General features: G+C 72.4%; 18 protein-coding genes and 1 tRNA gene. 13 read left to right on the forward strand and 6 right to left on the reverse strand.

Annotated features, from left to right (window positions below; translation table 11 throughout):
* Nucleotides 1–67: 67 nt before the first annotated feature.
* Nucleotides 68–139: transfer RNA gene (locus B4V04_RS14640), tRNA-Ala, on the reverse strand.
* A gap of 255 nt (nt 140–394) precedes the next feature.
* On the opposite strand from B4V04_RS14640, the gene B4V04_RS14645 reads away from it, so the two are divergent.
* From B4V04_RS14645 to B4V04_RS14655, 3 genes are all read left to right on the forward strand, one after another.
* Nucleotides 395–1,168, forward strand: a complete 774-nt coding sequence (locus tag B4V04_RS14645; RefSeq protein ID WP_498232467.1) for a DUF120 domain-containing protein — start codon at nt 395–397, stop codon at nt 1,166–1,168.
* Nucleotides 1,168–1,920: a 3,4-dihydroxy-2-butanone-4-phosphate synthase gene (gene ribB, locus B4V04_RS14650; RefSeq protein WP_498232468.1), complete on the forward strand. Its 753-nt coding sequence runs from the start codon at nt 1,168–1,170 to the stop codon at nt 1,918–1,920. The genes B4V04_RS14645 and ribB overlap by 1 nt, the downstream gene beginning before the upstream one ends.
* A 383-nt stretch (nt 1,921–2,303) precedes the next feature.
* Nucleotides 2,304–3,233 carry a branched-chain amino acid transaminase gene (locus tag B4V04_RS14655; RefSeq protein WP_498232469.1) on the forward strand — a complete coding sequence of 310 codons (930 nt, stop codon included), beginning with the start codon at nt 2,304–2,306 and terminating at the stop codon, nt 3,231–3,233.
* Between the two features lie 66 nt (nt 3,234–3,299).
* Here B4V04_RS14655 and B4V04_RS14660 read toward each other — a convergent pair whose 3' ends face one another.
* On the reverse strand, nt 3,300–4,004 hold the full coding sequence (locus tag B4V04_RS14660; RefSeq protein WP_498232470.1) for a DUF502 domain-containing protein: 705 nt from the start codon (nt 4,002–4,004) through the stop codon (nt 3,300–3,302).
* A gap of 152 nt (nt 4,005–4,156) precedes the next feature.
* Nucleotides 4,157–4,996, reverse strand: a complete 840-nt coding sequence (locus B4V04_RS14665) for a proline dehydrogenase family protein (RefSeq protein WP_498232471.1) — start codon at nt 4,994–4,996, stop codon at nt 4,157–4,159.
* A 106-nt stretch (nt 4,997–5,102) separates the two neighbouring features.
* Between B4V04_RS14665 and B4V04_RS14670 the strand changes: the two genes are divergently transcribed.
* The 5 genes from B4V04_RS14670 to B4V04_RS14690 all read left to right on the forward strand — a co-directional run bounded on the left by B4V04_RS14670 (nt 5,103) and on the right by B4V04_RS14690 (nt 9,619).
* Nucleotides 5,103–5,645, forward strand: coding sequence for a CDP-2,3-bis-(O-geranylgeranyl)-sn-glycerol synthase (locus B4V04_RS14670; protein WP_498232472.1), 543 nt, complete (start codon nt 5,103–5,105; stop codon nt 5,643–5,645).
* A 257-nt stretch (nt 5,646–5,902) separates the two neighbouring features.
* Nucleotides 5,903–6,085, forward strand: a complete 183-nt coding sequence (locus tag B4V04_RS14675; RefSeq protein ID WP_144799872.1) for an HVO_0416 family zinc finger protein — start codon at nt 5,903–5,905, stop codon at nt 6,083–6,085.
* A gap of 88 nt (nt 6,086–6,173) precedes the next feature.
* On the forward strand, nt 6,174–6,332 hold the full coding sequence (locus tag B4V04_RS14680) for a DUF7563 family protein (RefSeq protein ID WP_008002314.1): 159 nt from the start codon (nt 6,174–6,176) through the stop codon (nt 6,330–6,332).
* A gap of 84 nt (nt 6,333–6,416) precedes the next feature.
* Nucleotides 6,417–8,261 carry a UvrD-helicase domain-containing protein gene (locus B4V04_RS14685; RefSeq protein WP_498232473.1) on the forward strand — a complete coding sequence of 615 codons (1,845 nt, stop codon included), beginning with the start codon at nt 6,417–6,419 and terminating at the stop codon, nt 8,259–8,261.
* Nucleotides 8,258–9,619 carry a M24 family metallopeptidase gene (locus tag B4V04_RS14690; RefSeq protein WP_498232474.1) on the forward strand — a complete coding sequence of 454 codons (1,362 nt, stop codon included), beginning with the start codon at nt 8,258–8,260 and terminating at the stop codon, nt 9,617–9,619. Before B4V04_RS14685 ends, B4V04_RS14690 begins: the two co-directional genes overlap by 4 nt.
* 15 nt (nt 9,620–9,634) lie before the next feature.
* Here the strand turns inward: B4V04_RS14690 and B4V04_RS14695 are convergent, their stop codons facing one another.
* The gene (locus B4V04_RS14695) at nt 9,635–9,907 is read right to left on the reverse strand and encodes a DUF7533 family protein (RefSeq protein ID WP_498232475.1); all 273 of its coding nucleotides are present in this window, start codon (nt 9,905–9,907) and stop codon (nt 9,635–9,637) included.
* Nucleotides 9,908–10,031: 124 nt separating this feature from the next.
* On the opposite strand from B4V04_RS14695, the gene B4V04_RS14700 reads away from it, so the two are divergent.
* The gene (locus B4V04_RS14700) at nt 10,032–10,649 is read left to right on the forward strand and encodes a riboflavin synthase (RefSeq protein WP_498232476.1); all 618 of its coding nucleotides are present in this window, start codon (nt 10,032–10,034) and stop codon (nt 10,647–10,649) included.
* A gap of 32 nt (nt 10,650–10,681) precedes the next feature.
* Here B4V04_RS14700 and B4V04_RS14705 read toward each other — a convergent pair whose 3' ends face one another.
* Together B4V04_RS14705 and B4V04_RS14710 are read right to left on the reverse strand one after the other, a co-directional pair.
* Nucleotides 10,682–11,380 (reverse strand): phosphoglycerol geranylgeranyltransferase, encoded by a 699-nt coding sequence (locus tag B4V04_RS14705; protein WP_498232477.1) that lies wholly within the window; start codon nt 11,378–11,380, stop codon nt 10,682–10,684.
* Nucleotides 11,381–11,497: 117 nt separating this feature from the next.
* Complete coding sequence (locus B4V04_RS14710) at nt 11,498–12,577, reverse strand: tubulin/FtsZ family protein (RefSeq protein ID WP_498232478.1); 1,080 nt, start codon at nt 12,575–12,577, stop codon at nt 11,498–11,500.
* Between the two features lie 75 nt (nt 12,578–12,652).
* Between B4V04_RS14710 and B4V04_RS14715 the strand changes: the two genes are divergently transcribed.
* The 4 genes from B4V04_RS14715 to B4V04_RS14730 all read left to right on the forward strand — a co-directional run bounded on the left by B4V04_RS14715 (nt 12,653) and on the right by B4V04_RS14730 (nt 17,592).
* On the forward strand, nt 12,653–13,225 hold the full coding sequence (locus B4V04_RS14715) for a DUF7310 family coiled-coil domain-containing protein (protein WP_498232479.1): 573 nt from the start codon (nt 12,653–12,655) through the stop codon (nt 13,223–13,225).
* 78 nt (nt 13,226–13,303) lie between these two features.
* Nucleotides 13,304–13,801, forward strand: coding sequence for a DUF7311 family protein (locus B4V04_RS14720; protein WP_498232480.1), 498 nt, complete (start codon nt 13,304–13,306; stop codon nt 13,799–13,801).
* Nucleotides 13,802–13,834: 33 nt separating this feature from the next.
* Nucleotides 13,835–15,760: an ATPase, T2SS/T4P/T4SS family gene (locus B4V04_RS14725; RefSeq protein WP_498232481.1), complete on the forward strand. Its 1,926-nt coding sequence runs from the start codon at nt 13,835–13,837 to the stop codon at nt 15,758–15,760.
* Nucleotides 15,757–17,592, forward strand: coding sequence for a type II secretion system protein (locus tag B4V04_RS14730; protein ID WP_498232482.1), 1,836 nt, complete (start codon nt 15,757–15,759; stop codon nt 17,590–17,592). Before B4V04_RS14725 ends, B4V04_RS14730 begins: the two co-directional genes overlap by 4 nt.
* The last annotated feature ends 11 nt before the right edge of the window (nt 17,593–17,603 follow it).

The following is a 17,603-nucleotide window of genomic DNA, read 5'->3' on the forward strand; positions in this document are numbered from 1 at the left end:
CACGGATTCGGGAGGAGAGCGGCTGAGACCCGGCTCCTCGGTCCTGAGGAGTCGAGTAAAATTCAGATGGACTCGCGGGGATTTGAACCCCGGGCCTCTTCCTTGCGAAGGAAGCGATCTGCCGCTGATCTACGAGCCCGCACCCGGAACCAATCGCCGTTCGTATTTGTACCTTACCTTTCGACGACCCGCACGCGGGTGGTTCGCAGGCGACGACGCCCGTCACAGCTCGCGACGAGCACCGCCGATACCGACGGAATTAGATAGCCGCCCGCCCGACGTGCAGTCGAAACGATCCCCTTGCGCCCCACCTCCACTTCTTAACCTGTTTAACGTTTTTGAGACGCATCCCACATTCGTTACTCTTTTGCGTGCGGGCGACCCAGATCCGAGCATGGCAGAAGCGACGGCGACGACGGACCCCGACCCGGCCGCGATCGCGGCCCTGAAACACGTCGGGCTCGTCGGCGGCCTGACCGAGACGAAGGTGTCGTGCGCGGCGCTGGGCGACCGCCTCGACGCCTCGACGCAGACCGCCTCCCGGCGGTTGCAGACCCTCGAATCCGCGGGGTACATCGAGCGCGACGTTGTCGGCGACGGCCAGTGGGTGCGCGTCACCGACGCGGGCGAGGCGGCCCTGCGCGCGGAGTACGCCGACTACCGCCGGCTGTTCGAGAGCGAGGTCGAGCTCGTCCTCCGCGGCGCCGTCACCGGCGGGATGGGCGAGGGACGCCACTACATCACCCTCTCCGGCTACGCCGAGCAGTTCCGCGAGCGCCTCGGCTACGAGCCGTTCCCGGGCACGCTCAACGTCGACCTGACCGAGGAGAGCGTTCGCCGCCGCGGCGAGATGGCCGGCATCGACGCGGTCCCCATCGACGCGTGGGAGGACGAGGACCGCACCTACGGCGCGGCCTCGTGTTACGGCGTCACCCTCGTCGCCGGCGACGAGCGCTACGAGGAGGTCCACGCGATCGTCCCCGACCGGACCCACCACGACGACGACCAGCTGGAGCTGATCGCGCCCGAGCGGCTCCGCGACGCGCTCGCGCTCGACGACGGCGACGAGGTCGAAGTCCGGGTGGCGGCGACGAGCCGGGCGGACGAGCCCGCGGAGGGCGCGGACGACGCCGCCGACCCCGACGCCCCCGGGACGGAGGCGGCCTGATGCGCGCCGACGTCGACGCCGACGGCGACGCGGAGGTCGCCCCCGAGGCCGAGGCCGGAACGACCGCCGACGGGGAGGCCGCCGACGCGGCCGAGTCTGTCGAGCGCGCGCTCGCGGCCTTCCGCGCCGGCGACCCGGTCTGCGTCCACGACTTCGCCGACCGCGAGGGCGAGACGGACATCGTCTACCCGGCCGGCGCCGTCGACGAGGCCGCGGTCGCGCACATGCGCAACGACGCCGGCGGGCTGATCTGCGTCGCGGTCGCGGACCCCGTCGCGGACGCGTTCGGGCTCCCGTTCCTCGCCGACGCGCTCGACCACCCCGCGGTCGACGACGACCCGGACTACGACGACCGCTCCTCGTTCTCCCTCCCCGTGAACCACCGCGAGACGTTCACCGGGATCACGGACGAGGACCGCGCGCGGACCATCGTCGAGCTCGCGGGCGCGGCCGCCGCCGTCGACGCCGACCCCGCGGGGTACGGCCCCGAGGACTTCGCGGCGGAGTTCCGCGCGCCCGGCCACGTCCACGTGCTCCGGGGCGACCGCGACGGGCTCGGCGGCCGGACCGGCCACACGGAGCTCGGACTCGCGATGGCCGAGGCCGTCGGCACCGCCCCCGCCGCCGTGGTCTGCGAGATGCTCGACGACGAGACGGGCGCCGCGCTGGCGCCCGCGGACGCCGAGGCGTACGCCCGCCGGCGACAGATTCCCTACGTCGAGGGCGCCGCGCTCGTCGAGGCGCTTAAATAAGCGAACGATGCGGTGGCGCGCGCCTCCGAGCGGCCGCCCTCGGCGGCCGCGAGGTGCGCGTGCGAGGGAGTCGCTGGCGCCGAGGGCGCCAGCGACGAGGCTGGGGAGGCGTGAGGTGCGGTTGCGGTCGGGGTGGGACTCAAAGGGGCAGCCGCGAGAGGCACGGAGGCGACGCAAGCACCGCAAGGAAGGAGCGTAGCGACTGACTGAGAAGCGCAGCGAGCGTCCGTGCCTCTCGCGGCTGGGGCTTTGGTGGTGTTCTCCGTCGCCCCAGTATCCACGATATATAAGTGAACAGCGAGGACTCCGGCAGCATTCGACTCGTAATCGACCGCGTTCTCCGCATGTCGCAGATTTAAGACCGACGGCCGCAACCTCCGACCATGGGATTCGACGAGATGGACGTCGACACGATCTGGAAGAACGGGGAGTTCCTCGACTGGGAGGACGCGACGACCCACGTTCTGACCCACGCGCTCCACTACGGGAGCGGCGTGTTCGAGGGCGTCCGCTGTTACGACACCGAGCAGGGGCCGGCGGTGTTCCGGTGGGAGGAACACCTCGACCGACTGTTCGACTCCGCGAAGATGTACGACATGGAGATCGAGCACTCCCGCGAGGAGATCACCGACGCGACCCTCGAGCTCCTCGACCGGCAGGACCTCGACTCCGCGTACATCCGCCCGATCGCCTACTACGGGTACGACTCGCTCGGCGTCTCGCCGAGGGACTGCCCGACCGACCTCGTGCTCGCGGCGTGGCCGTGGGGCGCGTACCTCGGCGAGGAGGCACTCGAAGAGGGCGTCGACGTGATGGTCTCCTCGTGGCGGAAACACGCCTCCTCGCAGGTGCCGACGAACGTGAAGACCACCGGCCTCTACGTCAACTCCATGCTCGCGGGCGAGGAGGCCCGGCGGAACGGCTACGTCGAGGCGATCGTCTTAAACAAGGAGGGGAACGTCGCCGAGGGGCCGGGCGAGAACGTCTTTATGGTGAACGACGGCGAGATCTACACCACCGGGCCGGCCCAGTCCATCCTGGAGGGGATCACCCGCGACACCGTCATCGCGCTCGCCGAGGAGCGCGGCTACGAGGTCCACGACGAGGCCGTCATCTCCCGCGGCCAGCTGTACACCGCCGACGAGCTGTTCTTCACCGGCTCCGCGGCCGAGGTCACCCCGATCCGCTCCGTCGACGACACCGAGATCGGCGCGGGCACCCGCGGGCCGGTGACCGAGGAGCTCCAGGGCGCCTTCTTCGACCTCGTCGAGCGGCGGACGGACGACCACGACGACTGGTTCACGTACCTGTAGGCGGGCGGTACGCTCTCGGTCGGCGTCGCTTCGTCGCCTTCGGAAGTAATCGCCGCCGCGCCGCGGTCAGTCGTTCCCGCCGTCCGTCGACGGGCGCTCCGTCTCTCCGGGGGTGCCGTCGGTGCGGACGCCGCCGACGCCGCCCGGCCGCCGGGTGCGGTCGTCGGGAGCGGCCTCCTCCTGAACGGGGACCTGGTGGGCGGACTCGGCGAAGCCGGCCGAGAGGACGCGGGTCATCCCCTCCTCGACGGTCTCGCCGGTCTCCTCGATGCGCTCCGGCTCGACCTCGATGACGAAGCCGGTGGTGATGTTCGGCGCCGTCGGCATGAACAAGACGATCTTCCCGTCGCGGGTCTTCTTCCCGGTCCGGAACGCCGTCATCCGGATCCCCGGCCACGTCTCGATGTACACCGGGCTCTGGAGCTCGTCCGTCCCGGAGACCGCCGTCTCGATCGCGAGCTTGGAGGCGTTGTACACCACGCGCAGCGCCGGGATCCGGTTTATCGCGCCGTCGACGGCGGATTCCGCGATCCGTCCGAACGTCGTCCGCATGAGGTAGCCGACCGCGAGGACGACGGTCGCGAACACCGCGAGCGCGATGATCACGCGGGAAATCGGCTCCAGCGGACCGGGGATGATCGCCGGCTGCAGCCCCTCGATGAGGGGGATCGAGGCGATGTAGCGGTAGATCCACTGGATGACGAGGAGGAGGACTAGGAGGGGCGCCAACACGATGAGCCCGCTGGCGAAGTCGCGTTTCCACGTGGACATCTATCGGGTGGGTATGCGGCGGCGACCCTTAAGAGGGCTTCTACCGGAGCGGCCGGCGGGCGAGGCGACGGGCGGGGAGACGGGCGAGGCGAGGCGACGGGCCGGGCGAGGCGGGCGGGGAGAGGCGGGCGACGAGCACACCGGCCGCGGGCTCACCGACCCGCGACCGCCCGCAGGGCGAACGACAGGTTCTCTCTGCGCTCGCGGACGCGACGGTAGAAGTAGGAGAGCCACCTGTCGCCGTACGGCGCGTACTGGACCGCGTCGACGCCCTGCGCGGCGAGGTCGCGCTGGGCGTCCTCGCGGACGCCCATCAGCATCTGGACCTCGTAGCCGGTGCCGTGCTCGCGCGAGAGCCGGTCGGCCAGCGATATCATCGCGGGGTCGTGGCTGCCGACGGCGACCCCGCGGTCCCGGCGCTCGAAGAGGAGCCGGAGGTCCTCGCGGTACGCCTCGTCGACGCGCGACTGCTCTCTGTACGCGATCGACGCCGGCTCGTCGTACGCCCCCTTCACGAGCCGGATCTTCCCCGGTACGTCGACGAGGCGGTCGAGGTCCTCGCGGGTGCGCTTGAGGTTCGACTGGACGCACTGCCCGACGCTCCACGGGTAGTCGGCGGCGATCGACTCGAAGGCGTCGAGCGTGGCGTCCGTGGTGTCGGCGCCCTCCATGTCACACCAGACGAAGACGTCGCGCTCGCGGCCGTGAGCGACGATCTCGCGGTAGTGCTCCTCGAACAGGTCGCTCGAGACGTCGAGCCCGATCTGGGAGGGCTTCACCGAGACGCAGGCGTCGAGGCCGCTGTCGGCGATGTCGTCGATCAGCCCGAGGTAGGCGTCGACGTCGGCGCGCGCGTCGGCGGGACTGTCGTAGTGCTCGCCGAGCAGGTTGACGACGACGGCGATACCGTCCTCGTTGCAGGCCCGGACGTGGTCGAGGGCTTCCGGGACGCTCTCGCCGGCGACGAACCGCCGCGCGATCGGAGGGATCATACCGGATCTGAGGGCGGCGACGACTTCACTGTTGTCGAAGCGCGGGTCTCGTGGGTCGGCGAGACGGATCCGTGGTTTATATACTCCCGACGGGAGTGGACCGCGTATGATCGGTTCGCTCGTGGCGACGGCGTTCTGGGCGATGGTGCCCGCGTACGTGCCCAACAACGCCGCGGTGCTCGCCGGCGGCGGCCGCCCCATCGACGGCGGCCGCGAGTGGCGTGGGGCGCGCCTGCTCGGCGACGGGAAGACGTGGCGCGGCACGGCTGTCGGCACCCTCGTCGGCGTCGTCCTCGCGCTCGCGCTCAACACGGTCAACGGCCCCGCGAGCGCCGCCCTCGGCGTCGACCTCCCGACGTTCGCGCTCCCCGCGGCGGTCGCGCTCGCGTTCGGCGCGATGTGCGGCGACATCGGCGCCTCCTTCCTCAAGCGCCGCTCCGGCCGCGAGCGCGGCGCCGCGTTCCCCGGACTCGACCAGCTCGACTTCGTCGCCGGGGCGCTGCTGGCTGTCTTCGTCGTCGACACCGACTGGGCGCTGGCGACGTTCACGCCGTCCGTCCTCGTCGTCGTCCTCGCCATGACCCCCGTCCTCCACGTGGTCACGAACGTCGGCGCCTACCTCCTCGGGCTGAAGAACGAGCCCTGGTAGGCGGGGCGGTCGGTCCGTCGCTTGCGGAGGGGCGCGCGTCCGGCCCGACCGCGACCGTCGAACTCGCCGCCAGTCGCCACCGGCGCGCTCCGCTCGCGGCCTTACTGCGTGAATAGTTCACAATAAACACGACACAGCACGCCGACGTAGAGACGTGCACACGATCTGACGGGATAACCGATCGTTCGTGGTCGATGTGACGGTTCAGTGAGAACCACGGGAAGATATATATACTCGCGTGCCATTCATTAGCACGCATGTCTAGTAGTGCACCCAGTTCGGACGACGACGTGCTCGACGAGTTCCTGTCCGATCGCGGCCACGAGACCGAGATCGTACGCTGGGAGCGGTCCTATAACAAACTCCAGTGTCCGGAGTGCGGTGCACTCCACCCCGAGGGAACGGCGCGGTGTGAGGTCTGCGACTGGCGCCCGACCTGACGCTGACGCCGGCGCACGGGCGGTTAGCGGTTTTCTTTCGGTTACACTCGGCGGCAGTATTATGTAGTATCAATCGATAGTGACGACCATGCCGACCTGCCAGAACTGCGGTTCGTTCGTCACGACCGATTACGTTCGGGTGTTCACCCCGAACGAGGTCGATCGCCCCCGCGTCTGCCCCGCCTGCGAGGACCTCGTCCGCGACGGCGCCGACGTTCGGGAGGCGCGCGCGACGCGGAGCAACTGACCTGTCAGGCGACGGATCGTAGCGTTTCGACCGGAACGACCCCGAGCCACGGCGTTTAAGGAGAACCGGGATCAGGGATACACAATGACCGAGCCCACGGTGACGCGACTGTTCGGCGGTCCGGGCAGCGGGAAGACCACGGCGCTGCTCGACCGCGTCGAGGGGATCCTCGAAGACGACGACGCCGACGTCCGCGACGTGCTCGTCGTCTCGTACACGCGCGCGGCCGCCGCCGAGATCCGCGAGCGCCTCGCGGAGCGGCTCGACGTCTCCCCGCGCAGCCTCCAGGGGAACGTCAGCACCATGCACGCGAAGGCGTACGAGCTGTTGGACCTCTCCCGGGGCGACGTCGTGGGCGAGGACGACAAGGAGGCGTTCTGCGAGGAGTACGGCATCGAGTTCGAGGACCAGCACGGCGGCGCCGGCCGCCGGACCGCCCGATCGACGACGATCGGGAACAAGATCATCGCCACCTCCCAGTGGCTCCAGCGCACCGAGCGCGACGTCGCCGACTGGTACGACGTCCCCTTCCAGTGGAACGTCGAGGAGGTCCGGCTGCCGCCCGAGGAGGACCCCAACGCCCAGAAGGGGAACAAGTACACGCCGACGTGGCCCTCCGACGACGACCGGATCGACATCCCCGAGACGATCCGCGCGTGGCGGGCGTACAAGGGCGACAACGACCTCGTCGGCTTCGCCGACATGCTCGAACGGGTCGCGCAGCGCTCGCTCGTCCCCAGCGTCGACTACCTGATCATCGACGAGTTCCAGGACATCACGACGCTGCAGTACAACGTCTTCCAGGAGTGGCGCCCGCACATGGAGAAGGTGCTCATCGCCGGCGACGACGACCAGGTCGTCTACGCGTGGCAGGGCGCCGACCCCGATCTCCTCCTCGACACCGACGTCGACGAGGACGTCGTCCTCCCGAACTCCTACCGGCTCCCCTCGGAGATCCTCAACGTCGTCAACGCGGAGATCCGCCACATCGACAAGCGCCAGGAGAAGGACCTCCACCCGCGCAAGGAGGGCGGCACCGTCGAGGCGATCCAGTCGCCGTCGATGATCGAGCTCGTCCGGAACGTCCGGTACACGGTCGAGGACGACGAGGGCGACATCATGTGTCTGTTCCGCGCGCGGTACCAGATGTTCGACTTCATCGACGAGTTCATCGACCACGGGATCCCGTTCACGATGCTCACGGACGGTCGGATGTGGACCGACCGCGTGCAGGACTACGTCAGCGCCATCGAGAAGGCCGAGGCGGGCGACCCCGTGAACGGCTTGGAGGCCCGCCGGCTCGCCGACATGCTCCAGGACTCCGCGTTCGGGACCCACGACCGCGACGAGTTCTACGACTTCCTCGACGACCGCGAGGAGGCGGCCGACGCCGACGACGTCTCCCTGATCGAGGTGACGGCGGACGAGCTCGACGACCACATCCCGTTCATGCCGGACACCGCGAGCGCCGACGACATGGTCCGGAAGGTGACGAGCTTCCAGCGGAAGTCGATGGGCGCGTACTTCGGCGGCGACTACGAGGGGATGGACCCGACCCGCGTCCGCGTCGGCACGATCCACTCCGCGAAGGGCCGCGAGGCCGACCACGTGTTCGTCGCGACCGACCTCACGGAGAAGGTGGTCGAGCAGATGGCGGCCTCCATCGACGACCCGACCGACGTCGACGGCGTCGAGGAGTTCACGAAGGCGACGAGCCCCGTCCCCGTCCTCACCGACAACGAGCGCCGGGTGTTCTACGTCGGGATGTCCCGCGCCCGCGAGCGACTCGTGATCATGGAGAGCCTCATCGGCGGGGCGCCGACGCTCCCGATCAGCGTCCTGCTGTTCAACGAGCTCCGCGACGAGACACCCGAGGAGCTCGTCGAGGAGGTTCAGGCCGAGCTGGCGGTCCCCGAACCAGAGCCGTGAGCGACGGGGGCGAGGGGGGCGGTGGCGACGGCGCCCCCGCCGGAGGCGGCGCCCGACTTCGCCCCCTCCGGACCGATCTCACCCCGATCGCCGAGGCGGTCGAGGCCGCCGACGCCGACGCGTTCGTCGCCGTCGGCGACCGCTTCGACGACGACCTGCGGTACCTCACCCGCTTCTCCGGACCGGACCGCGCGTATGCGCTGGTGGTGGTTCCGGACGGAGACGGCGGGAGCGGCGGCGAGGACGAACCCGACGCCGGCCGCGCCGTCTGCTGTGCCCCCGCCCTGTTCGCCGAGCAGGCCGAGCGGGAGTTCGTCGCCGGCGCGAGGGCTCGAAACGGCGATAGCGGCGGAAGCGGCGCCGCCGAGTTCCACGACGGCGTCGTCCGCGAGGTCCGGACCGAGAGCGTCGGCGACCACGCCGGGGAGCGCGCGGCCGCGGCGGTCGCCGAGATGGTCGCCGAATCCGACGGCGACCCCTCCCTCCTCGTCCCGCCGTCGATCCCCCACGACGCCGCCGTCTACCTCGAACGCGCCGGCAACGAACTCGCGTCGACCGACGCGGTGACGGCGGCGCGGGCCCGGAAGACCGACGCCGAACTCGACCGCCTCCGCCGCGTCCAGCGCGCGACGGCCGCGGGGATGGCTCGCGCCGAGACCGTGCTGGCGGGCCCGGAGACCGTTCCGGCGGACGGCGAGGCCGACGAGCCCGAGGCGGGGAGACCGGTCCTTCGCTGGGAGGGCGCCCCGCTGACGACCGAGCGGCTCCGCCGCGAGGTGAACGCGGTCCTCGCCGCCCGCGGCGTCCGCGACGCCGGCAACACCGTGATCGGCGCCGGGCCGTCGGCGGCGGACCTCCACTACGTCGGCGACGAGACGATCCGACCGGGCGAGACGGTGCTGCTCGACGTCTCGCCGCGCGGCCCCGACGGCTACTACGGCGACATGACCCGGACGTTCGTCGTCGACGGCGACGGCGGCTGGGAGCGCCGCGCCTACGTCGCGGTCGAGGCCGCCCGGGAGGCCGCGCTCGCGGAGGTCGAGCCGGGCGTCCCGGCCAAGACCGTCCACGGCGAGGCGGCCGCCGAGCTGGCCGCGTACGGGTTCGACCCGAACGCCGGCAAGGGAGAGACCGGGTTCACCCACGGCACCGGCCACGGCGTGGGGATGAGCCTCCACGAGTCGCCGTCGCTGACGGGCGCGGGCGAGCTGCGGCCGGGTCACGTCGTGACGATAGAGCCCGGCGTCTACGATCCCGACGTGGGGGGCGTCCGGCTGGAGGACCTCGTCGTCGTCACCGAGGACGGGTACGAGATCCTCGCGGAGTACCCGTTCGGGATCGTTCCGCGGGAGCGGTAGGGAACGCGGCGCGGCTCACTTCTCCGACGCCGAGTCGGTCGCTTCCGCCTCGGCGGCGTCCTCGCCCCGGAGCTGCCGGGGGAGCAGCCCCGAGACCAGCCCGCGGAGGATCCGGCCCGGGTCGAGGAAGTACTGCGGGAGGACGACCATCGCGACGGCGACGACGAGCAGCCCGGCGCCGAGCGCGACCTCGCCGGCGAACAGCCGGACGACGGCGTAGTTCGCGAGCGGCAGCGCGAACACGAGCGAGGCCGCGAGCCCGATCATGTCCATCAGCCCGAGGTTCATTGAGAGCGGGTTGGCGCCCGGCGTTCAAAAGGGACGCGGCGGCGACGCGACGGCGACGCCGGGAGGCGATCGAAACGCCGCCCGAACACCGAACCGATATGTGTCGCGCGCGCCCAGTTCCGGTATGTTCACCGGCATCGTCGAGGGCACCGGCACGGTCCGCGACCGGACCGAGACCGCCGACGGGCTCCGACTTCGGATCGGCGTCGACGGGTTCGACGACCTCCACCACGGCCAGTCGATAAGCGTCAGCGGCGTCTGCCTGACCGTCGAGGAGTACGCGGTCGGCGACGAGGAGACCGACGACGACGGCTGGTTCGAGGTGTTCCTCGCGAGCGAGACGGTCGCGAAGACGTACCTCGGGGAGCTCCGCGAGGGTGACGCGGTCAACGTCGAGCGCGCGATGCCGGCCGACGGCCGGTTCGACGGCCACGTCGTGCAGGGCCACGTCGACACCGTCGCCGAGGTGACGGGGATCGAGCGCGTCGGCGAGGACTGGCGGTTCGCGTTCGCGATCCCCGAGGGCCACGCCGACTACCTCGTCGACAAGGGGTCGGTGACGCTCGACGGTATCTCGCTGACGGTCGCCGAGAAGCGCGACGACGAGTTCGACGTCGCGATCATCCCGACGACCTACGAGCTCACGACGCTCTCGGAGAAGTCGGTCGGCGACCCGGTTCACCTGGAGGTCGACGTGATCGCGAAGTACGTCGAGAACATGGTCGACGGGTACGCGGGGTAGCCGGCCTCCGGGACGGGACGATACCGGTCGCTTCAGGCGTCCTTCGCGCCCTTCACCGTCTCGCGGACGGCGTCGACGCCCTCGTCGTGGAGCAGGTCGCCGACGACGATCACGTCGCTGTGGGCGGCCATCTCGTTGGCCGACTCGTAGTCGCCGATCCCGCCGCCGTAGAAGAGGGTGGCGTCGTCGAGCGCGTCGTGGGCGGCCGCGACCTTCTCCGTGTCGCCGAAGGTGCCCGAGTACTCGACGTAGACGATCTCCTGGCCGAACATCCGTTCGGCGACCTTCGCGTACGCCCACACGTCGTCGGCGCTGAGGTCGCAGTCGGCCTCGGTCAGCTGGGCGACCGACGCCTCGGGGTTCAGCACGATGTACGCCTCGGTGTGCGTCCGTTCCCAGTCGAGGTCGTCGATGCGGACCCACTCCTTGTGGGCGCCCGTGATCCAGAAGGGGCCGCCGGCGTTGAACACCGTCGGGATCAGGTAGCCGTCGAGCGCCGGCGAGTCGATGACGACGCCCGGGTTCGAAGGCTCCTGGTACAGCGGGACGTCGTACTCGGCCGCGGCGTCGACGACGCGCGTCATCTTCTCCGCGGTGATGTCGAGGGTCCCGCCGATCTCGATCGCGTCGGTGCCGGTGCGGCAGACGTCCTCGAAGGTCTCGCCGTCCCGCAGCTCCTTGTCGGGATCGACCTTCAGCACGTGGTCCCAGTCGTCCCACGGGTTGCTCATCGGGAACGACTCCACCGGGCGGCACCAAAAAGGTGCGGAACCTGCCTCGTCGGCCCCTGGCGGGCGACGCTCTTCCCCCGACACCGGACGACGCGGAAGGCGGCCGAACGACCCCGGTCAGAGCAGGTCGTCGAGCTCGGCGTTGTCGAACGCGGACGCGGGGTCGACCCGCTCTTCCGGCTCGTCGCGGACCGCCTGCCGGGCGCGCTCGAGGAACGCCTCGACTCGACGGGAGCGCTCGACGCCGGCGAGCAGCACGAGCGCCGCGATCCGGTCGGAGTCGAGCGGGAAGTCGCCGCCGCGCACCTGCATCGACCCCGTCTCCTCCTGGAGCCACTTGCGCGCCTTCTCCGCGCCCTTCCGGGAGATGCGGTCCGGGTCGCCGGCGACGGCGACGAGGGCGGCGTCGGCCTCGGTCGCGCTCGGGAGCGACATCCCGGTCATCACCGCGCTTCGGACCGTACTCATCACGGTCGTGACGTTCTCCTCGGCGTCCTCGGCGGCCGGGGCCGAAGCGAACCCGACGGCCGCCATCCCGCCGGCCCGCAGCGTGTTGATCACCTCGCTCGTGTCGACGACCGACTCGGCGACGCCCTCGACCGACTCGCCGGCGGCCAGGAGGAGGCCGACGCGCCGCGCCATCGACTCGTTGATCGCGGCGAAACCTCCCTCCACCGACTCCCCCGAGGAGCGCCACGCGTCGTTGTCGAGCAGGACCGTCGCGTCCGCCTCCCGCACCAGCGTCTTCAGCGACCGCCCCGCGTTCACCTGGTACATCGCCCCCTCGTCGCGGCCGGGGAGGATTCCGATCGCGTACACCGGGACGTCGTACACGCGGCTCAGCTCGCGGACGAGGACGGGCGCGCCGCCCGAGCCGGTGCCGCCGCCGAGCCCGGCGACCACGAACAGCGCCTCGGCCTCGGCCGTCACCTTCGGCGCGAGCGCGTCCAGCACCTCGACGGCGTCTTCGTCCATCACCTCGGCGCCCAGCTCGTTGTCGCCGCCGACGCCGTGTCCGTTCACCCTGGACTGCCCGACGAGGACCGTGTCGAGCGGGAGCGGATCGAGGTCCGCCGCGGCCGTGTTGACCGCGAGCGCGTCCAGCACCGCGCCGTAGCCGGCGTCGGCGTCGAACTGCGCGAGAGCGGTCGCGAGCTTCCCGCCCGCCTGTCCGACGCCGAGGAGGACTGTCTTCATGATCCGAAGGTTACCAATCCGGCGTATTACGCTTTCCCCCGAGATTTAAGTGCGAAATCGAGGCCAACCGGGAGCATGTCGAACGCCACCGACGAGAGAAGCCGGCCGTCGGGCCGCAGAGAGGAGACGACCGCCGAGGCCGACGAGACGGCGGTCGCCCGCGGACCGAGCGACGTGAGCAACGGAGACCGGCTCGACGAACGTCTCGGCGCCGTCGAGCGGGCCCTGACCGCGTCCGACGCGACGGTCGCCGACCTCGGTGACGGCGCCGCCGCGGCCGCGGAACGCGAGGCGCTGGAGTCGCGCGTGGAAGAGCTCGAGTCTCGCGTCGAGGAGCTGGAGGCCGCCACGCAGGCGATCCGGGGATACGTGGGATCGGTTCGGGCCGTCAACCGCGAAGTCGAACGGCGAGCCGACCTCGCGTTAGCGAGGGCGAGCCGAGGCGAGGACGCCGACCGAGCCGCCGAACGCCCGAGCGACGGGCTCCCCGCCGACGCGGTGCCGAGCGAGGACGCCCTCGACGCCGCCGTGCCGGAGGACGAGCCCCGCGCGCCGGAACCGGCGGATCGGGACGACGTCGATGGGGGAGACGGCGGGAACGAGTCGCGGCGAGACGGCCCCTTGGACCGCCTCCGTGAGTCCCTGTAGGGCGGACCGCGGGACGGGTTCGGGGGATACGGCGCGGACCGCGGGTGCGGCGCTGACCGCGAGTGCGGAGAGCGAACCGTGATCCGCGTCGTCCTCACCGTCCTCGTCGCCGTCGCCCTCCTCGCGGCAGCGACGCCGGCGCTGGAGGACGCCCGGACGACCACGGCCGCCGAGCGGCTCGAGGCCGAGACGGACCGCATCGAGCGGGCCGTCGGCGGCCTCGTCGCGGGCTCCGTGAGCGTCGCGAACCCGTCGCTCGCCGCGCGGACGACGGTGATCGTTCGCGCGCCGAGCGGGTTCGGGGCGGCGCCGATCGACCGCGTCGCGCTCGTGGAGACCGGAGGTGGCGGCGGGGCGGCGACCGTAGAGTCGGGCGTCACGGAGGCGGACGTCGCGCTCCGCTATCGGATCGACGGCGGACCCGAGCGGACCGTGCCGATCGCGCCCGGAGGCGTCGATGCGGCGGTCGCGGTCGACGGCGGTGCGATCGCGCTCCGGCCGGGCGGCGAGAGCCGGCTGGTGCTCCGCCTCGTCGACGACGCCGGGCCGACCGTCCGGATCGCCAGGGTCGGGTGAGCGTTTATATACGATGCCGGGAGCACGCCCGCCGTGAACCTCGATCTCCCCTCGCTGTCGCGGAGCGGCGACGGCGAGCCGTCGCTGCGATCGCTACCGTGGACCGACGACGAGCGCGACTGTCGGTGCGAGCCGTCGTTCCGAGAGCCGGTCGGCACGGGCGTCGGCGACCGGGTCGTGCTCGCGGTCGACGCCGGGGAGTGTCCCGGCCGCGGCGACCTCGCCGAGAGCCCGGACTGCCTCGCGACCGTCGTCGAGGCGCTCGCCGAGCGCGACGCCGACGTGATCAGGACCAGACACCGGGGACGCGAACGGGCGTACGCCGGGCGGGCCGCCGCGTGTCTCGTCGCGGCGGGACGGTTCCGCGAGCGGGTCGGGTTCCACGAGACCCGGCTCGCCGACCGCGTGGCGCGCGATCCGGTCGGCGCCGCTCGGGAGGCCGCCGGACGGGAGGGGCCACCGGCCCGGATCGCCGCGGAGACGGGCCTGTCGGCGGTCGTCGAGGGCGCCGGGGGGGTCGGAGACGCGTTGCGACCACACGTCGGACCCCGTATCGCGGCCGCACGGGTCGCGACCGCGCCGCCGCCCGGGGCCGCGCTCGCCGACCGCTGGGAGCTCGACACCGGCGCGACCGTCCGGCTGTACGAGGGGTCGGGACCGCTCCGGACGTACCACCTCACGCCGCCGGTCCGGGAGCTCGACGACGGAGCGGTCGAGCGGCTCGACGACGCCAAGCGTCGGTTGCTCGACGAGCCGACCGGAGGAGAGCGGGCGCCCGGCCGCGCGGCGCGAGCGGCCGCCGAGGACGGCGACCCCGTCTCGACGCTGTCCGAGGTGCTCCGGCGACACACGCGCGGCTACGGCGCGTTCGAACACGTGTTCGCGGACGACCGGGTCAGCGACGCGACCCTGTCGGCGCCGGTGACCGAGAATCCGCTCCGGGTCGTCGTCGACGGCGAGCGCTGCCGGACGAACGTGCGGCTCCCGCCCGAGGGGGCCGCCACGCTGGCCTCCCGGCTCCGGCGGACCAGCGGGCGGGGATTCTCCCGGGCGAGCCCCACGCTCGACGCGACGCTGGAGACGGACGCGGGCCGCGTCCGAGTGGCCGCGACGACCGACCCCGCCAGCGACGGGCTCTCGTTCGCGTTCCGCCGCGGCGACGCCGAGGCGTGGACCCTCGCGCGGCTCGCGGACGTCGGGACGGTCACCCCGGCCGCCGCGGGGCTCCTCTCCGTCGCCGTCGAGCGCGGCGTGACGGGGCTCGTGGCCGGCGGGCGCGGCGCCGGGAAGACGACCGCGCTCGGCGCGCTCCTGTGGGAGCTCCCCGCGGAGACGCGGTCGATCCTGATAGAGGACACGCCCGAGCTCCCGGCGGGCGCCCTGACTACCGCCGGACGAGACGCGCAGCGGCTCCGCGTCGGCGACGGGGCGGAGCCGTCGCCGAGCGACGCCGTCCGGACCGCGCTCCGGCTCGGCGGCGGCGCGATCGTCGTCGGCGAGGTCCGCGGCGAAGAGGCGCAGGCCCTCTACGAGGCGATGCGCGTCGGCGCGGCCGGTGAGACGGTGCTCGGAACGATCCACGGGGAGGATCCGGCCGCCGTCCGGGAGCGGGTGGTCTCCGATCTCGGCGTGTCGCCCTCGTCGTTCGCCGCGACCGACCTGATCGTCCTCCTCGACGATCACCGCGTCGACGCGATCGCCGAGGTGGTCGGTCACGGAGACGGCGCCGCGTTCGACCCGCTGTTCGAGCGCACGGCCGGAGGGCTGACCCCGACCGGGCGGATAGACCGCGGCGAGAGCCGGCTCGTCGAGCGGCTCGCGGGGACCGAGGAGTCGTACGCTGAGGCCAAGGCGGCCGTCGAGGAACGCGGCGAGCGGATCCGCGAGGCGGTCGCCACCGGTCGGACGGAGCCGGAGCGGTACGTCGAGTTCGTCGCCGCGAGCGGTGAGAGCGAATGACGGGAGCGGTCGACGGTCCGACCGGCGGCTCGCCGACGGCGCCCCCGAGCGAGGACGGCGACGCGGACGAGTCGGCCGAGCTCCGACGCGCGGTCGCGTTCCTCGGCTGGGAGGCCTCGGCCGAACGGGTCGTCGAGCTCGGGTATCGGGTCGGGATCGGCGTCGGTCTCCTCTGCGTCGTCGCGCTCTCGGCTTTCGTCGGGCCGATCCCTGGGGCTCTCGCCGGGCTCGCCGGGGGGTTGGCGGCGACCCACGCGGTCCATCGAGCACCGGTGTGGCTCGCCGCGCTTCGTCGGACCCGAGCGCTCGGCGCGGCCCCCGGTCTCGTCGGCCGGCTCGTGTTGCGGATGCGGCTGGACCCCTCGGCGGAACGTGCGGTCCGGTTCGCCGCCCGCACCGGAGACGGACCGCTCGCCGACGGACTGGCGCGCCACGAGCGCGGGAGCGCGGACGGGCCGACGAGCGGGCTCCGGGCGTTCGCCCGCGAGTGGCGACCGTGGTTCCCCGCGATCGACCGCGCCGCCGCGCTGGTCCGGACGGCCGCGTCGGCGCCGGCGGAGCGGCGGGGGCGCTGTCTGGACCGCGCGCTGGACGCGACGATCTCCGGGACGACCGACCGGCTCGCGGCGTTCGTCGGCGAGGTTCGCGGCCCCGTCTCGGCGCTGTACGCCTTCGGCGTGCTCCTCCCGTTGGCCCTGATCGCGCTGCTGCCCGCGGCGGCCGCGTCCGGCGTTCCGGTCGGATCCGGCGTCGTCGCCGGGCTGTACCTCTGCGTGCTTCCAGCCGGGCTGCTGGCCGCGTCGGCGTGGCTGCTCTCGCGGAGACCGGTCGCGTTCGCGCCGCCGTCGATCGACGGCGATCACCCGGACGTGCCGGAGCGGGGGCGACACGCCGCGGCGGTCGGGACGCTCTCGGGAGTCGCCGCGGCCGCGATCGCCGCACGACTGGTCGCCGGGTGGACCGCGCCGGTGGCCGGCGTCGGCACCGGAGCGGGGGCGGCGCTCCTCGTCGGGGTACGACGCCGGCGGGCGGCGCTCTCCGAGGTCCGCGCCGTCGAACGGAGGCTCCCGGACGCGATGACGGTCATCGGCGGCGACGTGGCCGAGGGCGTCGCCGTCGAGACGGCGATCGCGAACGCCGGCGAGCGGCTCGACGGCGCGACCGGCGAGCTGTTCGAGCGCGCGGGGCGCCGGAGCGAGACCCTCCGAGTCGGCGTCCGGGAAGCGTTCCTCGGCCGGGGCGGCCCCGCCGTTCCGGTCCCGTCGCCGCGGGTCCGCGGCGCGGTCGCCCTGCTCGCCGTCGCCGCCCGGGAGGGGAGCCCGGCGGGCGACGTGCTCCTCGAACTCGCCGACCAGCTGGAGGAGCTCCGCGCGCTCGAAACGGACGCTCGGCGACAGCTCGCGACGGTGACCGGGACGCTGACGAACACCGCCGCGGTGTTCGCGCCGCTCGTCGGCGGGGCGACGGTCGCGCTCGCGACGGGGATCGACACCGTCGACGCCGGCGGGCTGGGCGCCGGAGCGACCGCCGGCGCGGACGCGCTCGGGGTCGGGGTTGGGGGCGGGGGTACCGCCGGCGCCGGAGGCGGAGGTGTGACCGAGCCGACCGCGGGCTCCGCCGCCGGCCCCGGCACCGGAACGCTCTCCGTCCCGGTGCTCGGTCGGATCGTCGGCGCCTACGTCCTGATCCTCGCGGCGCTGCTCACCGCGTTGGCGACCGGGCTGGAGCGCGGCTTCGACCGGACCCTGGTGGCCTACCGCGTGGGGATCGCGCTGCCGACCGCGACCGTGACGTACCTCGTCGCGTTCGTCGGTGCGGGTGCGCTGCTGTAGGCCGGAGCGCG

Source organism: Halorubrum sp. B52 (assembly GCF_059752555.1).

Bases quoted from the DNA above. Each gene is read 5' to 3' on its own strand.
- B4V04_RS14700 (WP_498232476.1), top strand. From the start codon at position 10,032: ATGTTCACCGGCATCGTCGAGGGCACCGGCACGGTCCGCGACCGGACC.
- B4V04_RS14705 (WP_498232477.1), bottom strand. From the start codon at position 11,380: ATGAGCAACCCGTGGGACGACTGGGACCACGTGCTGAAGGTCGATCCC.
- ribB (WP_498232468.1), top strand. From the start codon at position 1,168: ATGCGCGCCGACGTCGACGCCGACGGCGACGCGGAGGTCGCCCCCGAG.
- B4V04_RS14660 (WP_498232470.1), bottom strand. From the start codon at position 4,004: ATGTCCACGTGGAAACGCGACTTCGCCAGCGGGCTCATCGTGTTGGCG.
- B4V04_RS14695 (WP_498232475.1), bottom strand. From the start codon at position 9,907: ATGAACCTCGGGCTGATGGACATGATCGGGCTCGCGGCCTCGCTCGTG.
- B4V04_RS14730 (WP_498232482.1), top strand. From the start codon at position 15,757: ATGACGGGAGCGGTCGACGGTCCGACCGGCGGCTCGCCGACGGCGCCC.
- B4V04_RS14675 (WP_144799872.1), top strand. From the start codon at position 5,903: ATGTCTAGTAGTGCACCCAGTTCGGACGACGACGTGCTCGACGAGTTC.
- B4V04_RS14685 (WP_498232473.1), top strand. From the start codon at position 6,417: ATGACCGAGCCCACGGTGACGCGACTGTTCGGCGGTCCGGGCAGCGGG.
- B4V04_RS14670 (WP_498232472.1), top strand. From the start codon at position 5,103: ATGATCGGTTCGCTCGTGGCGACGGCGTTCTGGGCGATGGTGCCCGCG.
- B4V04_RS14665 (WP_498232471.1), bottom strand. From the start codon at position 4,996: ATGATCCCTCCGATCGCGCGGCGGTTCGTCGCCGGCGAGAGCGTCCCG.
- B4V04_RS14680 (WP_008002314.1), top strand. From the start codon at position 6,174: ATGCCGACCTGCCAGAACTGCGGTTCGTTCGTCACGACCGATTACGTT.
- B4V04_RS14715 (WP_498232479.1), top strand. From the start codon at position 12,653: ATGTCGAACGCCACCGACGAGAGAAGCCGGCCGTCGGGCCGCAGAGAG.
- B4V04_RS14655 (WP_498232469.1), top strand. From the start codon at position 2,304: ATGGGATTCGACGAGATGGACGTCGACACGATCTGGAAGAACGGGGAG.
- B4V04_RS14645 (WP_498232467.1), top strand. From the start codon at position 395: ATGGCAGAAGCGACGGCGACGACGGACCCCGACCCGGCCGCGATCGCG.
- B4V04_RS14710 (WP_498232478.1), bottom strand. From the start codon at position 12,577: ATGAAGACAGTCCTCCTCGGCGTCGGACAGGCGGGCGGGAAGCTCGCG.